This window comes from Campylobacter concisus, assembly GCF_902460665.1.
Taxonomy (GTDB): domain Bacteria; phylum Campylobacterota; class Campylobacteria; order Campylobacterales; family Campylobacteraceae; genus Campylobacter_A; species Campylobacter_A concisus_AL.
The window spans coordinates 53,427-73,080 of record NZ_CABPUR010000004.1 but is presented as its reverse complement, the minus strand read 5'-3'; the positions used below and the strand labels follow the sequence as shown (position 1 = coordinate 73,080).

Below are 19,654 nucleotides of genomic sequence, written 5' to 3'. Positions count from 1 at the left end.
TTTAAATTTTTATATTTTTCAAAAGCAAAAGATGTTCCAAAATTTATATTGATAAAAAGTAGAAGAAATAAAAAGAAATTTGGCGTAATTAACGCCAAATTTTATCCAAGTATCATAGCTCCAACGATGCCACCGATGATGAGTGGTATATTGAAAAATACAAATGTAGGCACACAAGTATCATATATGTGGTTGTGCTCACCATCAGCATTTAGACCGCTTGTTGGCCCAAGTGTGCTATCGCTTGCAGGACTTCCAGCATCTCCTAGAGCTGCAGCTATACCAACTAACAAGATGATGGCTGGTACGCCAAAACCAAGGCTAACGCATAGTGGCACATAGATAGAAGCTAAGATAGGGATCGTACCAAAGCTAGTGCCTATACCCATCGTAACGAGAAGACCAATAAGAAGCATCAAAAGTGCTCCGCCTATCTTGCCGCCAGATACCAAGCTAGCGTATTTTACAAGCTCGTCTATGCCGCCACTCTCTCTTAGGATAGTGCCATAACCTGCAGCAACTAGCATGATAAATGCGATAAATCCCATCATAGCAAGGCCGTTATCCATGATCTTATCTACTTTTTTATATTCTATTCCGCCAAAAACGACCATAACCAAAAGTCCAAGTAATGCACCAAGAGGTAGTAGCTCAGTATAAATTTGCACACCAAAAGCTACAACTGCACCAGCTAAAACCGCCCACTCTTTTTTAGTCATCTCAAGGCTTTTTGCGCGCTCGATCTCATCAAGCTCTTCTTTTTCAAATTTTGAAGTTTTATAAACTCTTTTTTTACCGTAAAAAAGTATGGCAAGGATAAGTCCGATAAGCATAGAAGCGCCACCTATCCACATAACAGAAGAGATATCGGAAATAGATGTGGTTATGCCGTTATTTGCTAGCTCTTTTTTTAAGATATTGTGAAAAAGCAGACCAAAGCCAACGCTAAGGCTTACATAAGGCGCTTGAAGACCAAATGTCAAAGCACAAGCCACGGCACGTCTATCTATCCCCATTTTGTTCATAATAGCAAGAAGTGGCGGGATCAAAATAGGTATAAAAGCTATGTGAACTGGGATTAAATTTTGAGATAAGCACGCTATAAATGCAATAGTTAGTATAAAAATCACTTTATTTGAGCTAAGGAATTTACTCAAAGCATTTATCAAGATAGCAGTTAAATTTGTATTTGCGATGGCGGCTGCTAAAGCGCCAAGTAAAATATAACTAAGCGATGTTTCAAGATTGCCTTGCATACCGCTTATGAGGCTTTGTGTAGTCTCTTTTAGGGCTGTAAAGAGGCTATCGATCCCATTTACAATACCACTTTCAAATCCACTAAATCCATGCTTATACATTACTCCCGCAACAAGAGCAGAGATAAGGATAGAAAGCAAAATGTTAAAACGCAATAGACAAAGTATCGTCATTACCAAAATGCTAAAAACAACAGGGTTAAATATAAGCATGAGCGTCCTTTTTGTGAGTGTTGAGAGATTATACAAATGTGTGGCTTATTAAATTTTAAAAAGAGTGGCTTAAGTGGGCTTGTGTTAAGATTTTGAGTAAATTTTAAAAGGAAAAAACGATGGATTTAGAGAAAATTTATAAAGAGGCTGGGGCATATTTAGAGGGACATTTTTTACTAAGCAGTGGCAATCACTCGCAGTTTTATCTCCAAAGCGCAAAGGTGCTTGAAGACCCAGCTTTGGCTGGAAAGCTAGCTGATGAGCTTGCCCGTGTGATAGAGAAATTTGGCATTAAATTTGATAGCGTTTGCTCGCCTGCACTTGGAGGAATTTTAGCTGGCTATGAGCTAGCTCGCGCAGCAAAGAAGCGATTTATATTTACAGAGCGAGTTGAAAAGATAATGAGTCTTAGACGTGGTTTTGAGGTAAAAAAGGGTGAGAAATTTATCGTTTGTGAAGACATCATCACGACTGGCGGCTCGGCACTTGAAGCAGCACAAGTGATAGAGAGCCTTGGCGGCGAGGTAGTTGGCTTTGCAGCGCTTGCAAACCGCGGCTTTTGTAAGGTTGTAAATTTAGACAATGAAGCTAAGCCAAATGCCAAACTACCAAGCAATAAGCCATTTTTTGCTTTAGGAAATTTTGAGTTTGAAATTTATGAGCCTGAGCATTGCCCACTTTGTAAAAATGGAAGCAAAGCGATCAAACCTGGAAGTAGAGGCAACTAAAATTTATACTATAAATATAGCTATCTTTCTTTTTAAAATTGATCGATAGCTAAAATTTTTAGAAAAATCAAAAAATAGTAATCATAAAAAATTTTAATCAAGACTTCAAATCACTTCAACAAAAATTTATAGTTTAATTTTTAAAAATAATCTGTCTTTTATATTGGTATGAATTATTTTTTAGATAATCTTATTTTTTAAGCTACCAAGTGATAATATCTGCTCAAAAAGCGAGATGAAGCTATGCAAGAATATGATATTTTAGACGTTTTATCAAACAAAAAGGTCCTTTGTCTTGAAGATGAAGAGGCGATTTTAAAAAATATTTGTGCTTCTTTGGAGCTATTTTTTGCCGAAGTAAATGGCGTAACAGATGGCTATGATGCACTTGAGCTAGCGATGAGCGATGCTTATGATGTTTTGGTGCTTGATATAAGCGTGCCAAATATCGATGGCCTAGAGATCGCTAAAAAAGTAAGAACCATAAATCAAAAAATTCCTATCGTGATCTTATCAAGCCACATCGAGCAAGAGTATTTGTGGAGAGCAGTTGAGCTAAAGATCACAAGGTATCTTGCAAAGCCATACGATAAAAAGTCATTTATAAAAGCCCTAGAAGACGTTGCTTTAGAGCTTGTTGGACGCAAGCCGACTCTTAGGCTAAATGATGAATTAGAATACGATTTTGGTAAAAAAGTACTTTATATAAATGGTGAAATTTCTCATCTAAGTAAGAGTGAAAGTAGGCTTTTAGAGTATTTTTTAAACAACAAAAATCAAACTATAACTTATGAACAAATTTTTGATTATATTTGGGAGTATGAGCAGCCAAGCAAAGAGGCGATAAAGACGATCGTAAAAGAGCTTAGAAGGAAGCTTGGCAAAGATGTGATTAAAAATTTATACGGTGTAGGTTATCTTTGTGAAATATAAATTTCAGCTAATCGTTAGTGTTTTTATCTTTGTTTATCTCTTAATATCCGCACTTGTTTTAAATTTTTATAATAATCTTGCAATGAAAGATGCCAAAAAAGAGGCGTATTATGTGCTTGAGAGTATAAATTCTGTAAGAGAGTACATCGCAGGCGTTCAGCGTCCGCTAATAGAGCAGCTAAAGCATGATGGCATTATAAAAGAGGATTTTTTTGATGAGAGATTGCTTTCATCTTCATATATAAGCCGTGAAATTTATAATATCCAAAAGAAAAAATACAATCTTGACTTTGACTACAAACTAGTAGCCATGGCACCTTTAAATAAAGCTCATGAACCAAATGAATTTGAAGCGCAGGTATTAAGAGGCTTTAAAGAGAATAAATTTAGTGAGTTTTCAAAGATTATAAAAGATGAAAATGGCTCACAATTTTTTGTAGGGCTTCCTATAAGAAGTCAAAATACATCTTGCCTAGCCTGTCACAATAGTGAAAGTGCTCCAAAACAGATGTTAGATCGTTATGAAATTTCAAATGGAAAAATTTCTGAAGCAAGTGAGATGATGGCAATGCTATCTTTTAAAATCCCACTACGTGCCATTTTTTCTTACCATTTAAAAGAGGTTGTCATCATAATGAGCGCGATAGCCTTTGTATTTGGGATATTTTTGCTACTTGTTTATAAGATGCATAGGCGTGGCGAAGAGAGTAAAAGGCAGACCGAGCAGCTAATGATACATCAAAGCCGCCTAGCCTCAATGGGCGAGATGATAGGCAATATTTCACATCAGTGGAAGCAGCCTTTAGCTCAAATCAGCTCAGCTTTAATAAATTTAGAACTCTATCAGGAGCGAAAAAAGCTTGATGAAGCAAAAATTTATGAGTTTATAGAAGAGACTAGCAAGCAGATAAATTTCATGTCTGAAACGGTTGATGATTTTAAAAACTTTTTTAAGCCAAATACTTTAAAAAGGGAGTTTAGCGTAGAGGAAGTGATAAATCAGACCATAAAAATTCTAAACGCCTCACTTAAGAAATATCAAATCGAAATAGAGATCGATATAAGAGAAAATTTTACGATTTTTGCAAATTTTAATGAAATAATCCAAATTTTAATAAATATTATAAATAACGCAAAAGATGCATTTAAACAAAGCTATGTAAAGCCAAGAATAATAAAAATTTATACTTTTATAAAAGATAATCGTAAAAATTTATGCGTGCAAAATAACGCAGGAGCGATAAAGGCCTCGTTTTTAAAAGTTATCTTTGAGCCACACTTTAGCACAAAAGAGTCTGGCAGTGGGCTTGGTCTATATATGAGCCGGCTAATCGCTAGCAAAAATAACGCCCTAATCTTTGCTAGAAACGTAGATGAAAATAGTATTACATTTACAATTAGTTTCGAAAATTTATAATTTATTAAAATTCCCCCTTTTCTACCCTTTTTTGGTGTTAGTATTATCAGTATGAAATCATTTTGATTTTAGGATAAAAAATTAAAGGAGGGCACATGAGAAATCTACAAAAAGCCTTAGCTGGTTTGCTCATGGGTGTTAGCATCTTCGCTTCACAAGCCTGTTGCGAAGAGCATAATATGCAGATGTCCGATAAAGCACGTGATGTTATCGCAAATCCTAAAGGCACACTGCAAAGTAGAGGTGTTATCTCCTTGCAAGACTACGTTGTAGAAGAGCAAGAGATGTATAACTGGTTATTTAAAAACCACCCTATTTTTACAAAGTATGGTGGTAAAACCGTCGGCAAAATGGTCGTTCACGACCGCGGCTTAGAGTGGCTTGCCGAGGGACATGGCTTTGATATGTCAAAGCTTAGTAAAAGAGATGGCGGTAAGGGCTATAGTTCTATGATGTATAGAATTCCAGCCACTTCATCACTTCAGTTTCCTAACAAATTTGTAGGACCAGAAAAGTGCGGTGAGTGTCACCCAGCTCAGTATGAAGTGTGGAGCAGATCTCGCCACGCAACTACTATGCGTTTCCCTGGCGAGCACCCAGAGGTTAATAACAACCTAACTGAGCCAGTATTTGACAAAGATACAGCTTCTATCCTTCCAAAAGGTATCACTCCAGATGTTATCTACGCAACTGTTGGTCACTTAAGAACAAAAATGGGCTACGTTGATGCGTGGCTACTTCGTGGTACTTACTACGTTGAGGGCGGTTTGCTAAGAGATGGTACAGGTCAGATCGTAGCTGGTGGTAACCAATGGCAAAGAACATGGGCGTTAAATTTAGACGACGCAACTGTTAAAAAGATAAAAGAGCTTGTTCCAGAATTTCCTGGCACTCTTGAAGAGTACGGCGATAATGGCGGATATGTTAGAGGTCTAGCTTCATACGCCGCAAAACATAAAAAATCAATGTTTTTTCAAGCGAACTCATCATATTGTGAAGTTTGTCACCCAGTTAAATTTGATTTCAAATCAAAAGCAGAATTTTACGCAGCACTTGGTAATGCCAAAGAGCTTCAAAAACACACTATCTCAAAAGGCGTAAGCTGTGAGGAGTGCCACGGAGCTGGCGGTCACCTTGATGGGGCTACAAATTTTAGAACATCAAACTGCGAACGCTGCCACCAAAGGTTTAACTTTAGCCCAGATCTAGCTCGTGCTAATCCGCTTAATAACGGTAAGCTTGATCTCTCACTTAGCTCTAAATTTAAATCAATGGGACCAGGATGTGGTTCTGAAGGTTCACAATCATACTTTACAGCTCACTATGATAAAGGTATGAGATGTGTTACTTGCCACGATCCACACGACAATACAGGTCCAGTTGTAGGCGATAAGAGCGTAACTGGTATGAACTATAACTCAGAACAAGGTTATCTAAGCTCATTCTATACTAAACCAAAAATTAGAAAAGAGTGTAAAGATTGCCACGAAACTCAAGCATATATCGCATCTAAAGCAGATACTCACAAAGATAACACTTGTGCATCTTGCCACATGCCATTTATGATGAGTTGCGAGAATTTCTACGCTGTTCAGTTCCAAGACAACGCTGGCTTTGATACTCAAAGAAGATCTCACATCTGGAAGATCATGGTTGATCCAAAAGAGAAATCTCTAGTACCAGGCGATGCTGCTAAAGGTCCAAGAGATGCTAAAGATTGGCACTTTGAGAGAGATAAAAATGGCCATAACTACGTTGACTTGATGTGGGCGTGCGCTAGAACATCTTGGGCTGATAAAGATATGAAAGATACCAAAGGCTGCCACAGTCCAGTACTATCTGAGCTAAAACCAACACTTCACTTCAAAAACCAAAAACAAGTTTATGATGAAGTTATGGGATGGCAAACTCCAGTTAAGAATGAATTCTCTGAAGTTAAGATTGGTATTGAAGGACTTTACTCACTACTTGAGACTAAAAAACTTGATGCAAGTGATAAAGTAAGAGTTTATGAGCTTATCCAAAATGCTCAAGAGATCATCGATATGGTTGAAAAAGATGGTTCGTGGGGTATGCACGGATTTAAATTTACTAAACAAAAACTCGATGCATCAAAAGAGTATATAAAAGAAGCTCAAAGAATTTTGAATAAAAATTTATAGCATTTAGGGGCTAGTTTTAGCCCCTTTAATCTTAAGGGTCCGATATGAAAAATAAGGTTTTAAAATTTACGCTACTTCTTAGCTTAAGTGCTTCTGGTTTGCTTGCAAATGTAGATTCAAATGAGTCTTATGCTATGGGAGCAACAAGTGGTGGATATGTTTTAAAAGGGTTACTTGAACAAAAACAAATAGGCATTAGCTACGATGCTGAGGCCGTTATCAAAGGTTTTAGTGATGCACTAAAAGGAGAGCTAAAACTAAGCGATGATGAGATAGCAAAGCTACTAAACAAAAGAGCTGAAAATTTAGACAAGATAGTAAAAGAAAAAGAAGCCGCCGCACTTAAAGAGAATTTAAAGCAAGGCAAGGCTTTTATGGATAAAAATGCAAAAAATAAAAATGTAAAAACGACAAAATCAAAATTGCAATATGAAATTTTAAAATCAAGCAAAAAGGGAGCAACTCCAAAACAAGAGAGTATCATCATAGCAAACTACAAAGCTAGCTTTATCGATGGTAAGGTCTTTGATGAGACAAAAGAGGCTCCAGCTCATCTTTCTATGCTAAATTTGATCCCAGGTCTTGAAGAGGGCTTAATGCTCATGAAAGAGGGCGATAAGTTTAAATTTGTTATCCCGCCAGAACTTGCATACGGCGATAGCGGCATGGAGGGCATACCTGGAGGCGAGACTATTGTTTTTGAGATAGAGCTTGTTAAGGTCTTAAAGCCAGGTGAATTAGCCGAGGCTGCAAAGAAAATTCATGAAAAAGAACTAAATGAGGGTATTAAAAAGCCTCATTAAGATAAAAAATGGAGTTAAAAATGCAAAATCAAAAAAATAGAAGAGCCTTTTTAAAAAGCATGGTAGTTGCGGCTGCTGGTGCTGGTGCGGCAAGTAGTGGTTTTGCTTTTAAGAGTGAAGAAAGTGTAAAAAAACCACACTTTGGTATGATATTTGACCAAAATAAATGTGTTGGCTGTACGGGCTGCGAGATAGCTTGCAGAAAGGTAAATTTAGTCCCAAAAGGACAGATGAGACTTTTTATAGAAGATAAGACTAATCCTAAAAATTTACTCGATAAAAGATTTGTAAGAGTGTCTTGTCAGCAGTGCGTTGATGCGCCTTGTGTAGCTGTTTGTCCGACCAAGGCTTGTCATAAAGACGAAAAAACTGGCATACAAACTACAAACATAGATGATTGTATCGCCTGTAAATACTGCATCGTAGCCTGTCCATATGACGTGAGATATATCGATAAGGTTACGCATTCAGCTCAAAGCTGTAACTTTTGCGTAGATACAAATTTAAAGGACGACAAAGAGCCAGCTTGCGTAGAAGCTTGTAGATATGAGGCGATCGTCTTTGGTGACCTTAACGATGAAGATTCGCACATCAGCAAGCTACTAGCCGTAAAAGATAGCATAAGACTAAGAGCAGAGCTTGGCACAAAACCAAGCCTTAGATATATTCCTAAAGTAAAAATGGGGGTGTAAGATGGATGGTGCATTAAATTTTACTGCAACATTTTCGCATGGAGTAGAGTGGGGCTGGCCGATCGCTGTTTATCTTTTGCTAGCTGGTATGAGTGGTGGAGCGCTAATCGCTGCCATACTTTTAAAACACTATAAAAAGCAAGAGAGCTTTAGCCCATTTTTCAAGGCTGCTTCACTTTTAGCGTTCGTTAGCATCATGCTTGGTATGGTTTGCCTGATAGCTGATCTTGAAAAGCCACTTTTGTTTTGGAAAATTTTGATTAATTATAATTTCACATCAGTTATGTCTATCGGTGTTGCTGGACTTTGTGTCTTTATACCGCTTAGCTTTTTGATGTGCCTTTATGCATTTAATGATGAGATTTCAAATTTCTTAGCCAAAAGTTTAAAATCCTTTAGCGCTCTTTTTGCATTAATAATGAAAATTTTGATACCGCTTTATCCATTTTTAAGTCGTATTTGTCTTATTTTTGCTGTAATAATTTGCGCTTATACTGGATTTTTGATCTCAGTTTTGATTAGATTTCCACTTTTAAACACAGCTGTGCTTCCAGCTTTATTTATAGCTTCAGGACTAAGTGCTGGCATAAGTGGCAGTAGCTTGGTCGCAGCAGCTTTATTTAAAGAAGATCCACATTCAAGCGACCTTCATTCGCTTCATAGTGTAGAATTTAGCGTTTTGGGAGCTGAAATTTTACTCATTTTAATGCTTTTTGTATCGCTTTTACTTGGCTCAAGTTATCAGCAAAATGCAGCTGTTGCTTTTTATAGTGGCGTTTGGGCAAATTTCTTTTGGCTTGGTGTTGTGCTGGTTGGCTTTATTGTGCCTTTTGTTTTAAATTTTGCATTTGGCAAAAAAGTAGCTAGTCTAAAATTTAGCTTTTATATCAGTTCATTAGCGGCTGTTATCGGTGTTTTACTGCTTAGGGTGTTTATACTTTATGCGGGACAAACTTATAGCATTTAAGGTAGAGGCGAGCGATGAGAATTTTAAATATCTACCGCTTGTCTTTGATATTATTATTTATCCTTGCTTTTGGTGCAGGACTTGCGACTTTTTTAGAAAATTTTTATGACACACAAACGGCCAGAGTGCTTGTCTATGAAGCGCTTTGGTACGAGTGTGTTATGCTTGCTTGCACTATTTGTTTAGCCATTAGTATCGTAAAAACCAAGATGTATAAAAAATTTGGCGCATTTTTGATACATCTTGCTTTTATCGTTATCTTCATCGGGGCTGCACTTACAAGGTATTTTGGCGAAGAGGGCGTGCTACATCTAAGAGTTGGCGAGAGCGGCAACACCATGCAAAGCGTCAAGCCTTATCTTATAGTCGAAATGCTTGGAGAAAATTTTAGTTATCCATTAAAATTAAGCTTATTTGGTAAAAACGACTTTGAATTTAAAAATTTTATAGATGGCAAGGAATTTATAATTAACTTGCTTGGATATAAAAAAGATGAGAAAAGCGCTCCTGCTACGCTTAGTTTAGAGATAAGCTTTAACGGCGAAAAAAAGAGCGTTAAGCTAAAAGGCGGAGCTGGATATGAGCTGGAGCCTAGTGTGCTAAGTTTTGGTGGGCAAGAGGTGAAATTTTACTTTAGCTCAAAGGCTTTAAATTTGCCATTTTCATTAAAGCTTGACGAGTTTATTTTAGAGCGATATGCGGGGCTAAATAGTCCATCATCTTATACAAGCAAAGTAAGTATCGCTGGCAGTAAGTACGACATCTCGCTAAATAATCCACTAACGATTGATGGCTATAAAATTTTTCAGTCCTCATACGATCCTGACGAGCTTGGAAGTGCTTTTGAGATCAGCCGTGATCCTGGCAAAATCCCAACCTATATCGGATATTTTTTGCTTTGCCTTGGCTTTGCGGCAAATTTATTTAGCAAAAAGAGCCGTTTTTTTAGGCTGCTAAATTTTATAAAAGGTTCGCAAATCGCATTTTTGGCGATTTTGCTTTTAAATGCTACTCCAAATTTTGCTAATGAAAATAATAAAAATTTAGACGCTCATGCAAGTAAATTTGCCAAAATTTTGACTCAAGCTGATAGCAGAATCGCTCCAGCTGGCTCTTACTCTAGAGCTGTGATAAGTAAAATTTCGACCAAAACTACGCTATTTGGGCTTAGTAGCGAGGAGCTAATGCTATCTTTTGCCATCTCGCCAAAAGAGTGGATGGACAAAAGGATAGTAAAGATCACAAGTGAGCGTGTGGGCGAGCTTTTGGGGGTTAATGAAAAATTTGCTAGTTTTAACGATGTTTTTAACGAAAATGGCGAGTATAAGCTGGCTAAATTTGTAGAAGCTGCAAATGAAAAATCCGCCTCAAAAAGAGATAAATTTGACAACGATGTCATTAAATTTGACGAGAGATTAAATGTCTTATATCTTGCACTAAAGGGAGAAATTTTAAAATTTATACCAGCTAAAAATGGCGATAAATTAACATGGCTAGGCGTAAATGAAGCCTTTGGCTCAAGTGAAATTTCAAGTGAGCTTAAAAGCGTTTTAGGCGCTTATATAGAAAATTTAAGCCTTTGCGTAAAAAGTGGTGAGTGTAAAGAGGCTGATAGGAGTTTGGAAAAAATTTCAAGCTATCAAAGAAGCACTCTAGGCTCCCTTGCGCCAAGCGAGGCAAAGGTGGAGCTTGAAGTGCTTTATAATCAAATGGAAATTTTTAAATTTCTTATATATTTTTACATGATCCTTGGGCTAGTTTCGCTCGTTCTTGGCTTTTATAGGCTATTTTCTGGAAAGAAATTTAGATTTGAAAAAGCACTTAGCCTTGCGTTTTATTTTGGCTTTGTGGTACATTTGTTAAATTTAGCTCTTCGTGCTTATATCTCAGGGCATGCACCTTGGAGTGATGCTTACGAGAGTTTAGTCTATATCTCGCTCGCAAGTGTATTAGCTGGAGTTTTATTTTTTAAACATCAAAGCTTTGCTCTTGGAGCTGCTTCACTTTTTGCAAGTGTGAGCTTGCTGGTAGCTCATCTAAATTTTATAAATCCACAAATAACAAATCTAGTTCCAGTTTTAAAGTCATTTTGGCTTAGTGTGCATGTAAGTGTCATCACGGCAAGCTATGGCTTTTTGGGCTTTAGCTTTGTGCTTGGGCTTCTTGGGCTTCTTTTAATGGCTATAAAAAATAAAAAAAACGAGCAAAAGCTCAGCGAGCAGATAAGATACCTCGCCGCAACTAATGAGCTAAGCCTCATCATAGGACTTAGTTTGCTAACTATTGGAAATTTCCTTGGTGGCGTCTGGGCGAATGAGAGCTGGGGTAGATACTGGGGCTGGGATAGCAAAGAGAGCTGGTCGTACATTACGATAATTATTTATGCCATTGTGCTTCATTTAAGATTTATCCCAAGATTAAAAAATATTTTTACCTTTTTAGTAGCTAGCGTGTTCTCTTTTGGTTCAGTTATTTTTACCTATTTTGGTGTAAATTTCTATCTAAGCGGACTTCACTCATACGCAAATGGCGATGGATTTAGCGTTTCAAATTTGCTTTATTTGCTTTTAATGCTCTTGGCTTTGCTAATCGCCTTTGCTTATAGAGGTAAGGATATAAAAGAGATTTAGGAGATATGATGAAAAAGAGTTTGGTTTTATTGTTTGCTTGTTTGGGACTATTAAATGCTGGCTATATCAAAGAGGCTTTAAGCGCAAAAGACGATCACAATAAGCTAGCGCAAATTTATGAAGATGCTTGCGATAAAGAGAAAAAGGCATCAGGCTGCTACAATCTAGCCGTGCTTTACAGCAGAGGTGATGGCAATGTCAAAAAGGACGAAGCAAAGGCGGCGATGCTTTACGAAAAGGCTTGTGATCAAAACTTCTCTATGGCTTGCAGCAACCTTGGCTACGTCTATGAAAAAGGCAAAGGTGTGGAAAAAGACCTAGCAAAAGCAGTTAAATTTTATGAAAAGGCTTGTAAGGATAATGAGGGTTGCACAGAGCTTGGCTTGCTTTATGCAAATGGCACCGGCGTGACAAAGGATCTTAAAAAGGCAAAAGAGCTTTACGAAAAGGCTTGCAAAGCAGGGGACGGCATAGGATGTAGCAACCTTGGCTATCTATATGCACAAGGCGAAGGTGTAGAAAAAGACTATGCAAAAGCCAAAGTAAACTACGAAATGGCTTGCGCAAACGAAGCTGGCATAGGGTGTGATAATCTTGGGTTTTTATATGTTTATGCACAAGGTATTGATCAAAATCTTACAAAAGCCACAAAACTTTATGAGCAAGCGTGTATATATGGATATGAAAAGGGCTGCAACAACTACGCTATCATGCTAGCTGAGGGCAAAGGTGTGAAAGAAGACGTGGAGAAAGCACGTGAAATTTTTACTAGAAGCTGCAAAAATGGCTTAAAAGAAGCGTGTGAGAATTTAGAAATTTTAGGAAAGCATTGATGTTTGATAAAGTTAGCTCAGTGGCATTTAGGGCTTATATAATATAAAAATACTAAAGGAGATAATTATGATTTTACGTTCTATCTTGGGTTCGGCACTGTTAGCTACCTTGATTTTTGGTGCCTCGGCAAATGAACAAGCTGTCAAAATGAAACCGATGTTTCAAAGCGTGGATCCTAGCAAGGCTACACTAGTAGGAAGTGGCGAGGGTAAGGAGTACTGCGCTGTTTGTGGAATGAATTTGGTTAAATTTTATAAGACTAATCACGTATATAACGGCAAGCAAGTAGCATCACTCCACTGCTTATACGAGCTAACAGAAGGCAAGATCCCAAGCGAGGCACAAGTCGTTGATACTAAAAATCTAAATTTAATCGATGTAAATAAAGCCTTTTATGTCGTTGGCAGTAGTGTTAAAGGCACAATGACTAGAAATAGCAAATATGCCTTCTCAACTGAGGCTGACGCAAAAGAATTTCAAGCAGAAAATGGTGGCGAGATAATGAACTTTGCCAAAGCTTACGAGATCGCTGGACAGGATTTCGAGGGTGATAATAAAATGATAAAAGCTAAACGCGAGGACGGCGTTTATGCGCATGGTAAAGAATTTTACGAGGCAAACTGCGACAAAACTGATCCAAAAAGCTTTAAGGCTATCTCTGAGCTAAAAGCTCATCTTAAACAAGTATGCGACGCAAAAGAGGCTAACAAAGCTCCAGAGTATGATAAACACCTACAAGCTGCCGCTTTGTATCTATGGGACGCTCCAGCAAATTTAGGTACTAGCAACCAAGCTTCAAAACCTAAACAAGAAATAAAAAAACCTGAGAGAATAGTCGTACCAAAGGGCACAAGATGTGCGGTATGTGGCATGCTTGTCAAAAATTCTCCATGGGCGACACTCATCAAAGCAGATGGCAAGGATTATTATTTTGATGGCGTAAAAGATATGGCGCAATTTTACTTTGCGGATGGCAAAATGAAAGATGCTTATGTGAGTGACTATTACACGCTAGAAAAGCTTGATGCAAAAGATGCGTTTTATGTTCACGGCTCAAACGTTTACGGACCAATGGGCGATGAATTTATCCCATTTAAAGATGAAGCAAAGGCAGAGAGCTTTTTAAAAGATCATGCTGGCAAAGGTGTCATAAGATTTGACGAGATAAAGAATTTTATCGGTAAATAGCGTGAAATTTCTAGTTTTTTTGGCGTTATTTTTTGGACTTTCTTATACGCTTTTAGCGGTACACTATCTTAGCTTTGATCATAAAGCAAAGCAAGATGAGCTAAGAGAAATTTCTAAGATAACAAGAGCAAATGCTGCTTTTAGTTTTAATCAAAAGGGGCAAAAAGGCTTTGTCTATGATAGGTAAAAATTTTATAAACTACGCCGTGGTTCTGCTTTTTAAAGATAGGAAGGATCACCTTTTTAGCTTTTGCCTCTTTGCACTCATTATCTTTGTGCTAAGCTCGGTACTTTTCATCTCTGGATCGATCCAGCATGATCTTATAAATTTAGTAAAAGATAGATCAAGTATCGTAGTGAGCGCATTTCGTGCTGGCAAAAATGATCTCATGCACCCTGGCTATATCTATGACATCTCAAAGATTGATGGCGTGGCTGACGTTAGGGGCGTGGTTGATGGAGAGTACTACTTCGTTCAAAAGCGTGTTTGGTTTCATTTATATGAAGATGATAGCTTAAAAGAGGATGAGATGATAGTTGGCGATGGCGTAAAAGCTGCTATGAACGAGCTTTACTACGATGAGAGCTTTAACTTCTTAACTGAAGAGCGCATGATACCAGTAAAGATAGTAAAAACCATGCCAAAACAAAGCGCTCTTATCACAAATAACGCCATATTTTTGCACCCAAAAACGCTAAGGGCTATTTTGAATTTAAAAGATGAAGAGTATACAAAGCTCTATGTTGAGGTGCCAAACACAGATGAGATCAGTGAAGTGGCTTTAAAGATAGAGAATTTATATCCAAATTCTTTCGCTCTTAGTATAGAAGATGAAGTGGCTAAGGTTAGGCACCTTTACTATTATAAGGGTGGAATTTTTATGAGTATTTACGTTAGCGTTATGCTTATATTCTTTGTCTTGCTTAAAAACCAAATTTCACTCGCCTATGGTAGCAAAAAGCGTGAAATAGCTATTTTAAGAAGCATTGGTTTTTGTATAAAAGATATTATATTTTTAAAATTTATACAAAATTTCATCGTGAGCGTTAGTGCTTTTTTACTCGGTGTTATGCTGGCTTATCTTTTTGTTTTTGTATTAAACGCTCCACTTTTAAAAGGGATATTTTTAGGTAACGAGCTTTTAAATTTTACAAATTTTACGCCTATTTTAGAGTTTGATAAGCTCTTTTTGATCTTTGTTTTTGGTGTGATACCATTTTTGGCGTTTGTACTCATACCTTCATGGAGAGTAGCAAGTAGTGACATAAATGAGGGGCTAAAATGATAAATATAAGAGGTGTTAGCCTAGTTTATAACCAAAACAAACAAAATGAGTTTTGTGCTTTAAAAAATATAAATTTAGATATTAATGATGGCGAGCTAGTGATACTAAAAGGCATTAGTGGAAGTGGTAAAAGTACCCTACTTTCTCTTATCGCCCTACTTCAAAAGCCAACTAGCGGAGAAATTTTGATAGATGGCACTAACATCGCAAAGCTACCTGATGTCTTTTGCTCCGAGTTTAGACATAAAAGGCTTGGGCTTATCTTTCAAAATTTTAATCTCATCGAGGGGCTAAGTGTCTATGAAAATTTACTAGCTCCATTTGCCCTAACAAATTTCAAGGCAAATGTGCGAGATGGGATGATAAAAAAGGCTCTAGGCCTAGCAAATATCGCTCATAAAAAAGATGAGAACGTATCAAATTTAAGTGGTGGTGAGCGTCAAAGATGTGCGGTAGCTAGGGCTTTATCTATGGATGCTGATATCATCTTGGCTGATGAGCCAACGGCAAATTTAGATAGACAAAATGCACGTGCATTTTTAGGCTTACTAGAGTCTTTTAAAGCTCTAAAAAAGAGTGTTATTGTTGCTACTCACGATAGCATTTTTGATGAGCTAGGTGCAACAGATAGGGTTGTCAGCTTGCAAAACGGAGAGATAGTATGAGTGTCTTTTTATCAAACGCCGTTATTGCCTTTTTGTTAGCAGAGTTTGTACTTTTAGTTTTGATGAGCATTTCGCTCTTTTATGTTGTTAGGATCGTGAGGTCGTGGGATTACAACGCACTAACATCGCTTCAATACTCGCTTGAAAAGCAAAACTATCTTGTAAATACGATCTTGCTTTTTTGCGTCTGTATCAAGATCGTATTGTTTATATTTTTTGCACTTTGCCTAAATGAACTCTCTGATATTGTGCCCGGTGCCATGTGCTCGGCTGGCGTGATTGGCTCAAATAAATTTGGTGGCATACTGATGCTCACTAAAATTTTGCTGATCTTTGGGCTTGGCATTTGGCTGGTTATAAACAAGCTTGACTTGCAAGCTCTAAATTTCCCTTATCTAAAGAAAAAATATGCCATTTTTATCTGCCTTTTTGTCATGATACTACTTGAGCTTGGTATAGAAATTTCGTTTTTTTACAATATCCCATTAAAAGTGCCGGTCTTTTGCTGCTCTGTCACTTTTCAAGCTCCAAAGCTACCATTTGGCTATACAAATTTTGGCTTAGTAAGCGTATTTTACGTGCTATTTTTTGTCATTTTGGTGCTAAATTTCTTAAAGCAAAGTATGGCGAGCTTTGTGGCAAATTTGTTGTTTTTGGTGCTTAGCTACTATGCCATTACCTACTTTTTTGGCCTTTATGTTTATGAACAGCCAAACCATAAATGCCCATACTGCATGCTAAAAAGTGATTATTTTTATGTTGGCTACCTCATCTGGGGCAGTTTGTTTCTAGGCGTTTTTTACGGTCTTATGCCATATCTTGTTGAGATTATCACAAAGACAAACTACTCACACAAGCTTAAATTTTCATCGACCTGGTTAGGTGTTTGCGTGCTGATATGCTCGCTTTATGTACTTAAATACTATTTGTTAAGAGGATTTTTATTTTGATAAAGCAAATTTTTTCTTTGTGTTTGTTAGCCCTAGTTTTAGCCGTGCTTGCCTATAATGCCGACATAAGTGATGATAAAATTTTAGTTTTAAATAATGGCAAATCAGAGCCAATCGAGCAACTTACGCCAAATAAATTTATATGTTATGAGAGTAGGACACTTATCGCTGATAACAACGACACAGCCCAAGCCATCATGCCAAATGGCGACATCTACTTCTTTAATGACATTACAAATTCTTTCATCTGGTATATGGCTGAAAAAGATAAGGAGAAAATCAAGCTATATGTCTATTCAAGAGATACGAATCGCTATATCCTAGCGCAAGATGCTTGGTATTCAAGGGTTGATATAACGCCGATGGGATACGGCATAGGGGCGTACGAGTTTCACACCTACGGTATAAATGACAACTATTTTAAAGAGGTCTTGCTCTACGCAGCACGTGGCGAAACATTGCTAAATCCGTACATAAACATCCTACTTTCAGAAAATAAGATATAAATTTATGAAGTTAGTTGATCTGTTTTAGATGATTGATTGTTTTAATCATAGTTTTAAACATGATCTCAATCTTTTCATCATTGTCATCTGTGGCGTTGCTATCAATCATCTTATTAAGATAGTCGCACCCATCTTGATATCCTAGAGTGCAAGCTTTAAAAACATACCTTTTTACCAAGCGATAGTCCTGATTTATGCCTTTGCCTAGCGCATATAAAACACCTAAATTATGGCAAGCTTGAGCGACATCGCCGTCGCAAGCCTTTTTGTATAGATTGATAGCCTTGATATAGTTTTGTCCTATGCCTTGATCTTTTATGCATAAAGCCCCTAAATTTAGACAGCTACCAGCAAATCCGCCATCGCACGATCGTTTATACAGCTCGGCTACTTTGTGATAGTCTTGTTTTACGCCTTTGGCATCCTCGTATAAAATTCCCAACTTATGACAAGCACGGGCAACATTGCCATTACAACCTTTTTGCCATTGCTTGGCAGCTTTATCAAACTCGCCTTTATTATAAGCTTTAAGCCCAAGCTCAAAAAGATCCTCGCAAAAGCCAGTGGTTAGTAATATCACAGATAAAAGAACAGCCTTTTTCTTTTTTCTCCATTTTTGTAAATTTTTAAATAAATTTGTAGTTATTTTTGTTTAACTTGCCTCCTTTTTAGAGAAAGCAAGCCAAATTTAGTATCTAATGTTATTAACCTTTAAAAAGTCTCTTAGGTCTTCATATTCGCTATTTTCGAAGTAGCGCCATTTGCCAGGCTTTAGCATATCAAGGCTAATACGCCCAAAGCTAACACGTTTTAGGTCCATCACTTCAAGGTCAAAGTAGCCAAAGAAGCGGCGAAGCTCCCTGTTTTGCCCCTCGTTGATGATGACCTTTAGTTTTGTATAGCCGCCGCTTGAGCCAAAGACTTTATAGGCTAGAAATGGCTTAAATTCCATTGATTTTATAGTGGTTTTTGCGTGAGCGCCTTTGGTGGCGTCCTTGGCAAAAAAGCCATTTGTCATCGCCTCAATTACCTCTTTTGTCACTTCGCCTTTTACTTTTAGATAGTATTCGCGCTCTAAGTCGCTATTCATCAAAGCTGTGGCGATTGCTGGGGCGTCAGTTAGTAAAAGTAGCCCCTCACTTGCATAGTCTAAGCGCCCTACGCTAACAAATTTTGCAAATTTCTTATCTAGCGTGTCATAGATCGTCTTTCGTCCGCGGTCATCTTTTTTGCTAACAAGCTCACCCTTTTGTTTATGATAAACGATAACAGTAAATTCCTTTTTTAGCTTTATCAAACGACCATTTATACGTACTTTGTCATCTTCATCCACGCTTGTGGCAAGGTCGCTAACCACACGTCCTGCTATGCTAACCTTGCCAGCTTTTATCAGCTCATCTGCCTCACGGCGTGAGTAATTTGTGTTATGTGAGATAAATTTATTTAGTCTTGTTTTTTCCATTTTATAGTCCTAAATTTGCAAGGTCATGGATGTGTAAAACGCCCACGGGTACGCCATTTTCTACAACGGCTAGAAGCTGAATTTTATACTTTTCTATTAAAGCTAACGCATCCACGGCTAACATTTCCTTGTCGTTTATCTCTTTTGGATGTAAGGTTGCAAATTTCATTGCTGGCTCGTCTAGGTCAAAGTCCTCTCGCATAAGTGCACGTCTAAGATCGCCGTCGCTTAAAATAGCATCTAACACACCATCTTTATCGACGATTAGGACCGTGCCAAGTTTACCGTGTGTCATAGTATCGATTGCTTTTTTTAGGCTCGCATTCCAGTGAACTATCGGTAAATTTTCGCTTCTCATCACATCTTTTACCTTTAAAAATAGCCTCTTTCCAAGGCTACCACCTGGATGAAAATTTGCAAAGTCCTCTTTTTTAAAGCCTCGCCTTTGCATCAAACAAACAGCCAACGCATCGCCAAGAGCTAACGTTAGTGTAGTTGATGCTGTTGGAGCGGCATTTAGTGGGCAGGCCTCTTTCTCTACATCTATGCCAATAAATGCATCGCTAAATTTACCAAGCGAGCTTGTTTTACTTCTTGCCATTGCGACGATCTTTATGCCAAAGCGCTTTACGTGAGGTAAAATTTTGATAAGCTCATCGCTTTCACCACTAAAGCTAATGGCTAACAAAACATCATCTTTTTCTATCATGCCAAGGTCGCCATGCATAGCCTCTGTTGGGTGTAAGAAAAAGCTTGGTGTGCCAGTGCTTGCAAGCGTGGCAGCGATCTTTGCGCCTACGTGACCGCTCTTGCCTACGCCTGTGACTATGACCTTGCCTTTTGTATTAAATATCAAATTTACAGCATCTTCTATCTCTAAGTTTTTAGCATGTCTTAAAAGCTCGTTTGCTTCTATCTTTAAAACTTCGGCTGCGATTTGGTTGATTGTTTGCATAAATTTC

Annotated in this window: 19 protein-coding genes; 15 read left to right on the top strand and 4 right to left on the bottom strand. The window is 37.7% G+C overall.

Going from position 1 to position 19,654, the window contains the following annotated elements:
• Positions 1 to 101: 101 nt before the first annotated feature.
• The gene (locus tag F3G66_RS07905) at positions 102 to 1,469 is read right to left on the bottom strand and encodes a Na+/H+ antiporter NhaC family protein (RefSeq protein WP_149707736.1); all 1,368 of its coding nucleotides are present in this window, start codon (positions 1,467 to 1,469) and stop codon (positions 102 to 104) included.
• 119 nt (positions 1,470 to 1,588) lie between these two features.
• Between F3G66_RS07905 and pyrE the strand changes: the two genes are divergently transcribed.
• The 15 genes from pyrE to F3G66_RS07830 all read left to right on the top strand — a co-directional run bounded on the left by pyrE (position 1,589) and on the right by F3G66_RS07830 (position 17,230).
• Complete coding sequence (pyrE, locus tag F3G66_RS07900) at positions 1,589 to 2,197, top strand: orotate phosphoribosyltransferase (protein WP_149707735.1); 609 nt, start codon at positions 1,589 to 1,591, stop codon at positions 2,195 to 2,197.
• 243 nt (positions 2,198 to 2,440) lie between these two features.
• Positions 2,441 to 3,130, top strand: a complete 690-nt coding sequence (locus F3G66_RS07895) for a response regulator transcription factor (RefSeq protein WP_054197345.1) — start codon at positions 2,441 to 2,443, stop codon at positions 3,128 to 3,130.
• Positions 3,120 to 4,547: a c-type heme family protein gene (locus tag F3G66_RS07890; protein ID WP_149707734.1), complete on the top strand. Its 1,428-nt coding sequence runs from the start codon at positions 3,120 to 3,122 to the stop codon at positions 4,545 to 4,547. Before F3G66_RS07895 ends, F3G66_RS07890 begins: the two co-directional genes overlap by 11 nt.
• Before the next feature lie 95 nt (positions 4,548 to 4,642).
• A complete protein-coding gene (locus F3G66_RS07885) occupies positions 4,643 to 6,709 on the top strand; it encodes a multiheme c-type cytochrome (RefSeq protein WP_021090404.1) in 2,067 nt (688 codons plus the stop codon).
• Positions 6,710 to 6,753: 44 nt separating this feature from the next.
• Positions 6,754 to 7,512 (top strand): FKBP-type peptidyl-prolyl cis-trans isomerase, encoded by a 759-nt coding sequence (locus F3G66_RS07880; protein WP_149707733.1) that lies wholly within the window; start codon positions 6,754 to 6,756, stop codon positions 7,510 to 7,512.
• A 20-nt stretch (positions 7,513 to 7,532) separates the two neighbouring features.
• Complete coding sequence (locus F3G66_RS07875) at positions 7,533 to 8,204, top strand: 4Fe-4S dicluster domain-containing protein (RefSeq protein ID WP_149707732.1); 672 nt, start codon at positions 7,533 to 7,535, stop codon at positions 8,202 to 8,204.
• Between the two features lies 1 nt (position 8,205).
• The gene (nrfD, locus tag F3G66_RS07870; protein WP_084109952.1) at positions 8,206 to 9,171 is read left to right on the top strand and encodes an NrfD/PsrC family molybdoenzyme membrane anchor subunit; all 966 of its coding nucleotides are present in this window, start codon (positions 8,206 to 8,208) and stop codon (positions 9,169 to 9,171) included.
• A 14-nt stretch (positions 9,172 to 9,185) separates the two neighbouring features.
• Positions 9,186 to 11,801: a cytochrome c biogenesis protein gene (locus F3G66_RS07865; RefSeq protein ID WP_149707731.1), complete on the top strand. Its 2,616-nt coding sequence runs from the start codon at positions 9,186 to 9,188 to the stop codon at positions 11,799 to 11,801.
• 8 nt (positions 11,802 to 11,809) lie between these two features.
• On the top strand, positions 11,810 to 12,634 hold the full coding sequence (locus F3G66_RS07860) for an SEL1-like repeat protein (RefSeq protein ID WP_149707730.1): 825 nt from the start codon (positions 11,810 to 11,812) through the stop codon (positions 12,632 to 12,634).
• Positions 12,635 to 12,701: 67 nt separating this feature from the next.
• Complete coding sequence (locus tag F3G66_RS07855) at positions 12,702 to 13,823, top strand: nitrous oxide reductase accessory protein NosL (protein ID WP_149707729.1); 1,122 nt, start codon at positions 12,702 to 12,704, stop codon at positions 13,821 to 13,823.
• Between the two features lies 1 nt (position 13,824).
• On the top strand, positions 13,825 to 14,010 hold the full coding sequence (locus tag F3G66_RS07850; RefSeq protein ID WP_103625229.1) for a hypothetical protein: 186 nt from the start codon (positions 13,825 to 13,827) through the stop codon (positions 14,008 to 14,010).
• Complete coding sequence (locus tag F3G66_RS07845) at positions 14,000 to 15,109, top strand: ABC transporter permease (protein ID WP_149707728.1); 1,110 nt, start codon at positions 14,000 to 14,002, stop codon at positions 15,107 to 15,109. Before F3G66_RS07850 ends, F3G66_RS07845 begins: the two co-directional genes overlap by 11 nt.
• Positions 15,106 to 15,774: an ABC transporter ATP-binding protein gene (locus F3G66_RS07840; protein WP_149707727.1), complete on the top strand. Its 669-nt coding sequence runs from the start codon at positions 15,106 to 15,108 to the stop codon at positions 15,772 to 15,774. The genes F3G66_RS07845 and F3G66_RS07840 overlap by 4 nt, the downstream gene beginning before the upstream one ends.
• A complete protein-coding gene (locus F3G66_RS07835; RefSeq protein WP_149707726.1) occupies positions 15,771 to 16,724 on the top strand; it encodes a hypothetical protein in 954 nt (317 codons plus the stop codon). The genes F3G66_RS07840 and F3G66_RS07835 overlap by 4 nt, the downstream gene beginning before the upstream one ends.
• Positions 16,721 to 17,230, top strand: coding sequence for a hypothetical protein (locus tag F3G66_RS07830; protein WP_149707725.1), 510 nt, complete (start codon positions 16,721 to 16,723; stop codon positions 17,228 to 17,230). Before F3G66_RS07835 ends, F3G66_RS07830 begins: the two co-directional genes overlap by 4 nt.
• 10 nt (positions 17,231 to 17,240) lie before the next feature.
• Here F3G66_RS07830 and F3G66_RS07825 read toward each other — a convergent pair whose 3' ends face one another.
• The 3 genes from F3G66_RS07825 to F3G66_RS07815 form a co-directional block, all read right to left on the bottom strand.
• On the bottom strand, positions 17,241 to 17,810 hold the full coding sequence (locus tag F3G66_RS07825; RefSeq protein WP_223154242.1) for a tetratricopeptide repeat protein: 570 nt from the start codon (positions 17,808 to 17,810) through the stop codon (positions 17,241 to 17,243).
• 108 nt (positions 17,811 to 17,918) lie between these two features.
• A complete protein-coding gene (locus tag F3G66_RS07820) occupies positions 17,919 to 18,692 on the bottom strand; it encodes a pseudouridine synthase (RefSeq protein WP_149707723.1) in 774 nt (257 codons plus the stop codon).
• Position 18,693: 1 nt separating this feature from the next.
• On the bottom strand, positions 18,694 to 19,647 hold the full coding sequence (locus F3G66_RS07815) for a KpsF/GutQ family sugar-phosphate isomerase (protein WP_149707722.1): 954 nt from the start codon (positions 19,645 to 19,647) through the stop codon (positions 18,694 to 18,696).
• Positions 19,648 to 19,654 lie beyond the last annotated feature (7 nt).

Excerpts from the sequence above, each read along its gene's own strand:
- F3G66_RS07905 (WP_149707736.1), bottom strand. The coding sequence starts at position 1,469 with ATGCTTATATTTAACCCTGTTGTTTTTAGCATTTTGGTAATGACGATA.
- pyrE (WP_149707735.1), top strand. The coding sequence starts at position 1,589 with ATGGATTTAGAGAAAATTTATAAAGAGGCTGGGGCATATTTAGAGGGA.
- F3G66_RS07895 (WP_054197345.1), top strand. The coding sequence starts at position 2,441 with ATGCAAGAATATGATATTTTAGACGTTTTATCAAACAAAAAGGTCCTT.
- F3G66_RS07885 (WP_021090404.1), top strand. The coding sequence starts at position 4,643 with ATGAGAAATCTACAAAAAGCCTTAGCTGGTTTGCTCATGGGTGTTAGC.
- F3G66_RS07880 (WP_149707733.1), top strand. The coding sequence starts at position 6,754 with ATGAAAAATAAGGTTTTAAAATTTACGCTACTTCTTAGCTTAAGTGCT.
- F3G66_RS07875 (WP_149707732.1), top strand. The coding sequence starts at position 7,533 with ATGCAAAATCAAAAAAATAGAAGAGCCTTTTTAAAAAGCATGGTAGTT.
- nrfD (WP_084109952.1), top strand. The coding sequence starts at position 8,206 with ATGGATGGTGCATTAAATTTTACTGCAACATTTTCGCATGGAGTAGAG.
- F3G66_RS07865 (WP_149707731.1), top strand. The coding sequence starts at position 9,186 with ATGAGAATTTTAAATATCTACCGCTTGTCTTTGATATTATTATTTATC.
- F3G66_RS07860 (WP_149707730.1), top strand. The coding sequence starts at position 11,810 with ATGAAAAAGAGTTTGGTTTTATTGTTTGCTTGTTTGGGACTATTAAAT.
- F3G66_RS07855 (WP_149707729.1), top strand. The coding sequence starts at position 12,702 with ATGATTTTACGTTCTATCTTGGGTTCGGCACTGTTAGCTACCTTGATT.
- F3G66_RS07845 (WP_149707728.1), top strand. The coding sequence starts at position 14,000 with ATGATAGGTAAAAATTTTATAAACTACGCCGTGGTTCTGCTTTTTAAA.
- F3G66_RS07840 (WP_149707727.1), top strand. The coding sequence starts at position 15,106 with ATGATAAATATAAGAGGTGTTAGCCTAGTTTATAACCAAAACAAACAA.
- F3G66_RS07835 (WP_149707726.1), top strand. The coding sequence starts at position 15,771 with ATGAGTGTCTTTTTATCAAACGCCGTTATTGCCTTTTTGTTAGCAGAG.
- F3G66_RS07820 (WP_149707723.1), bottom strand. The coding sequence starts at position 18,692 with ATGGAAAAAACAAGACTAAATAAATTTATCTCACATAACACAAATTAC.
- F3G66_RS07815 (WP_149707722.1), bottom strand. The coding sequence starts at position 19,647 with ATGCAAACAATCAACCAAATCGCAGCCGAAGTTTTAAAGATAGAAGCA.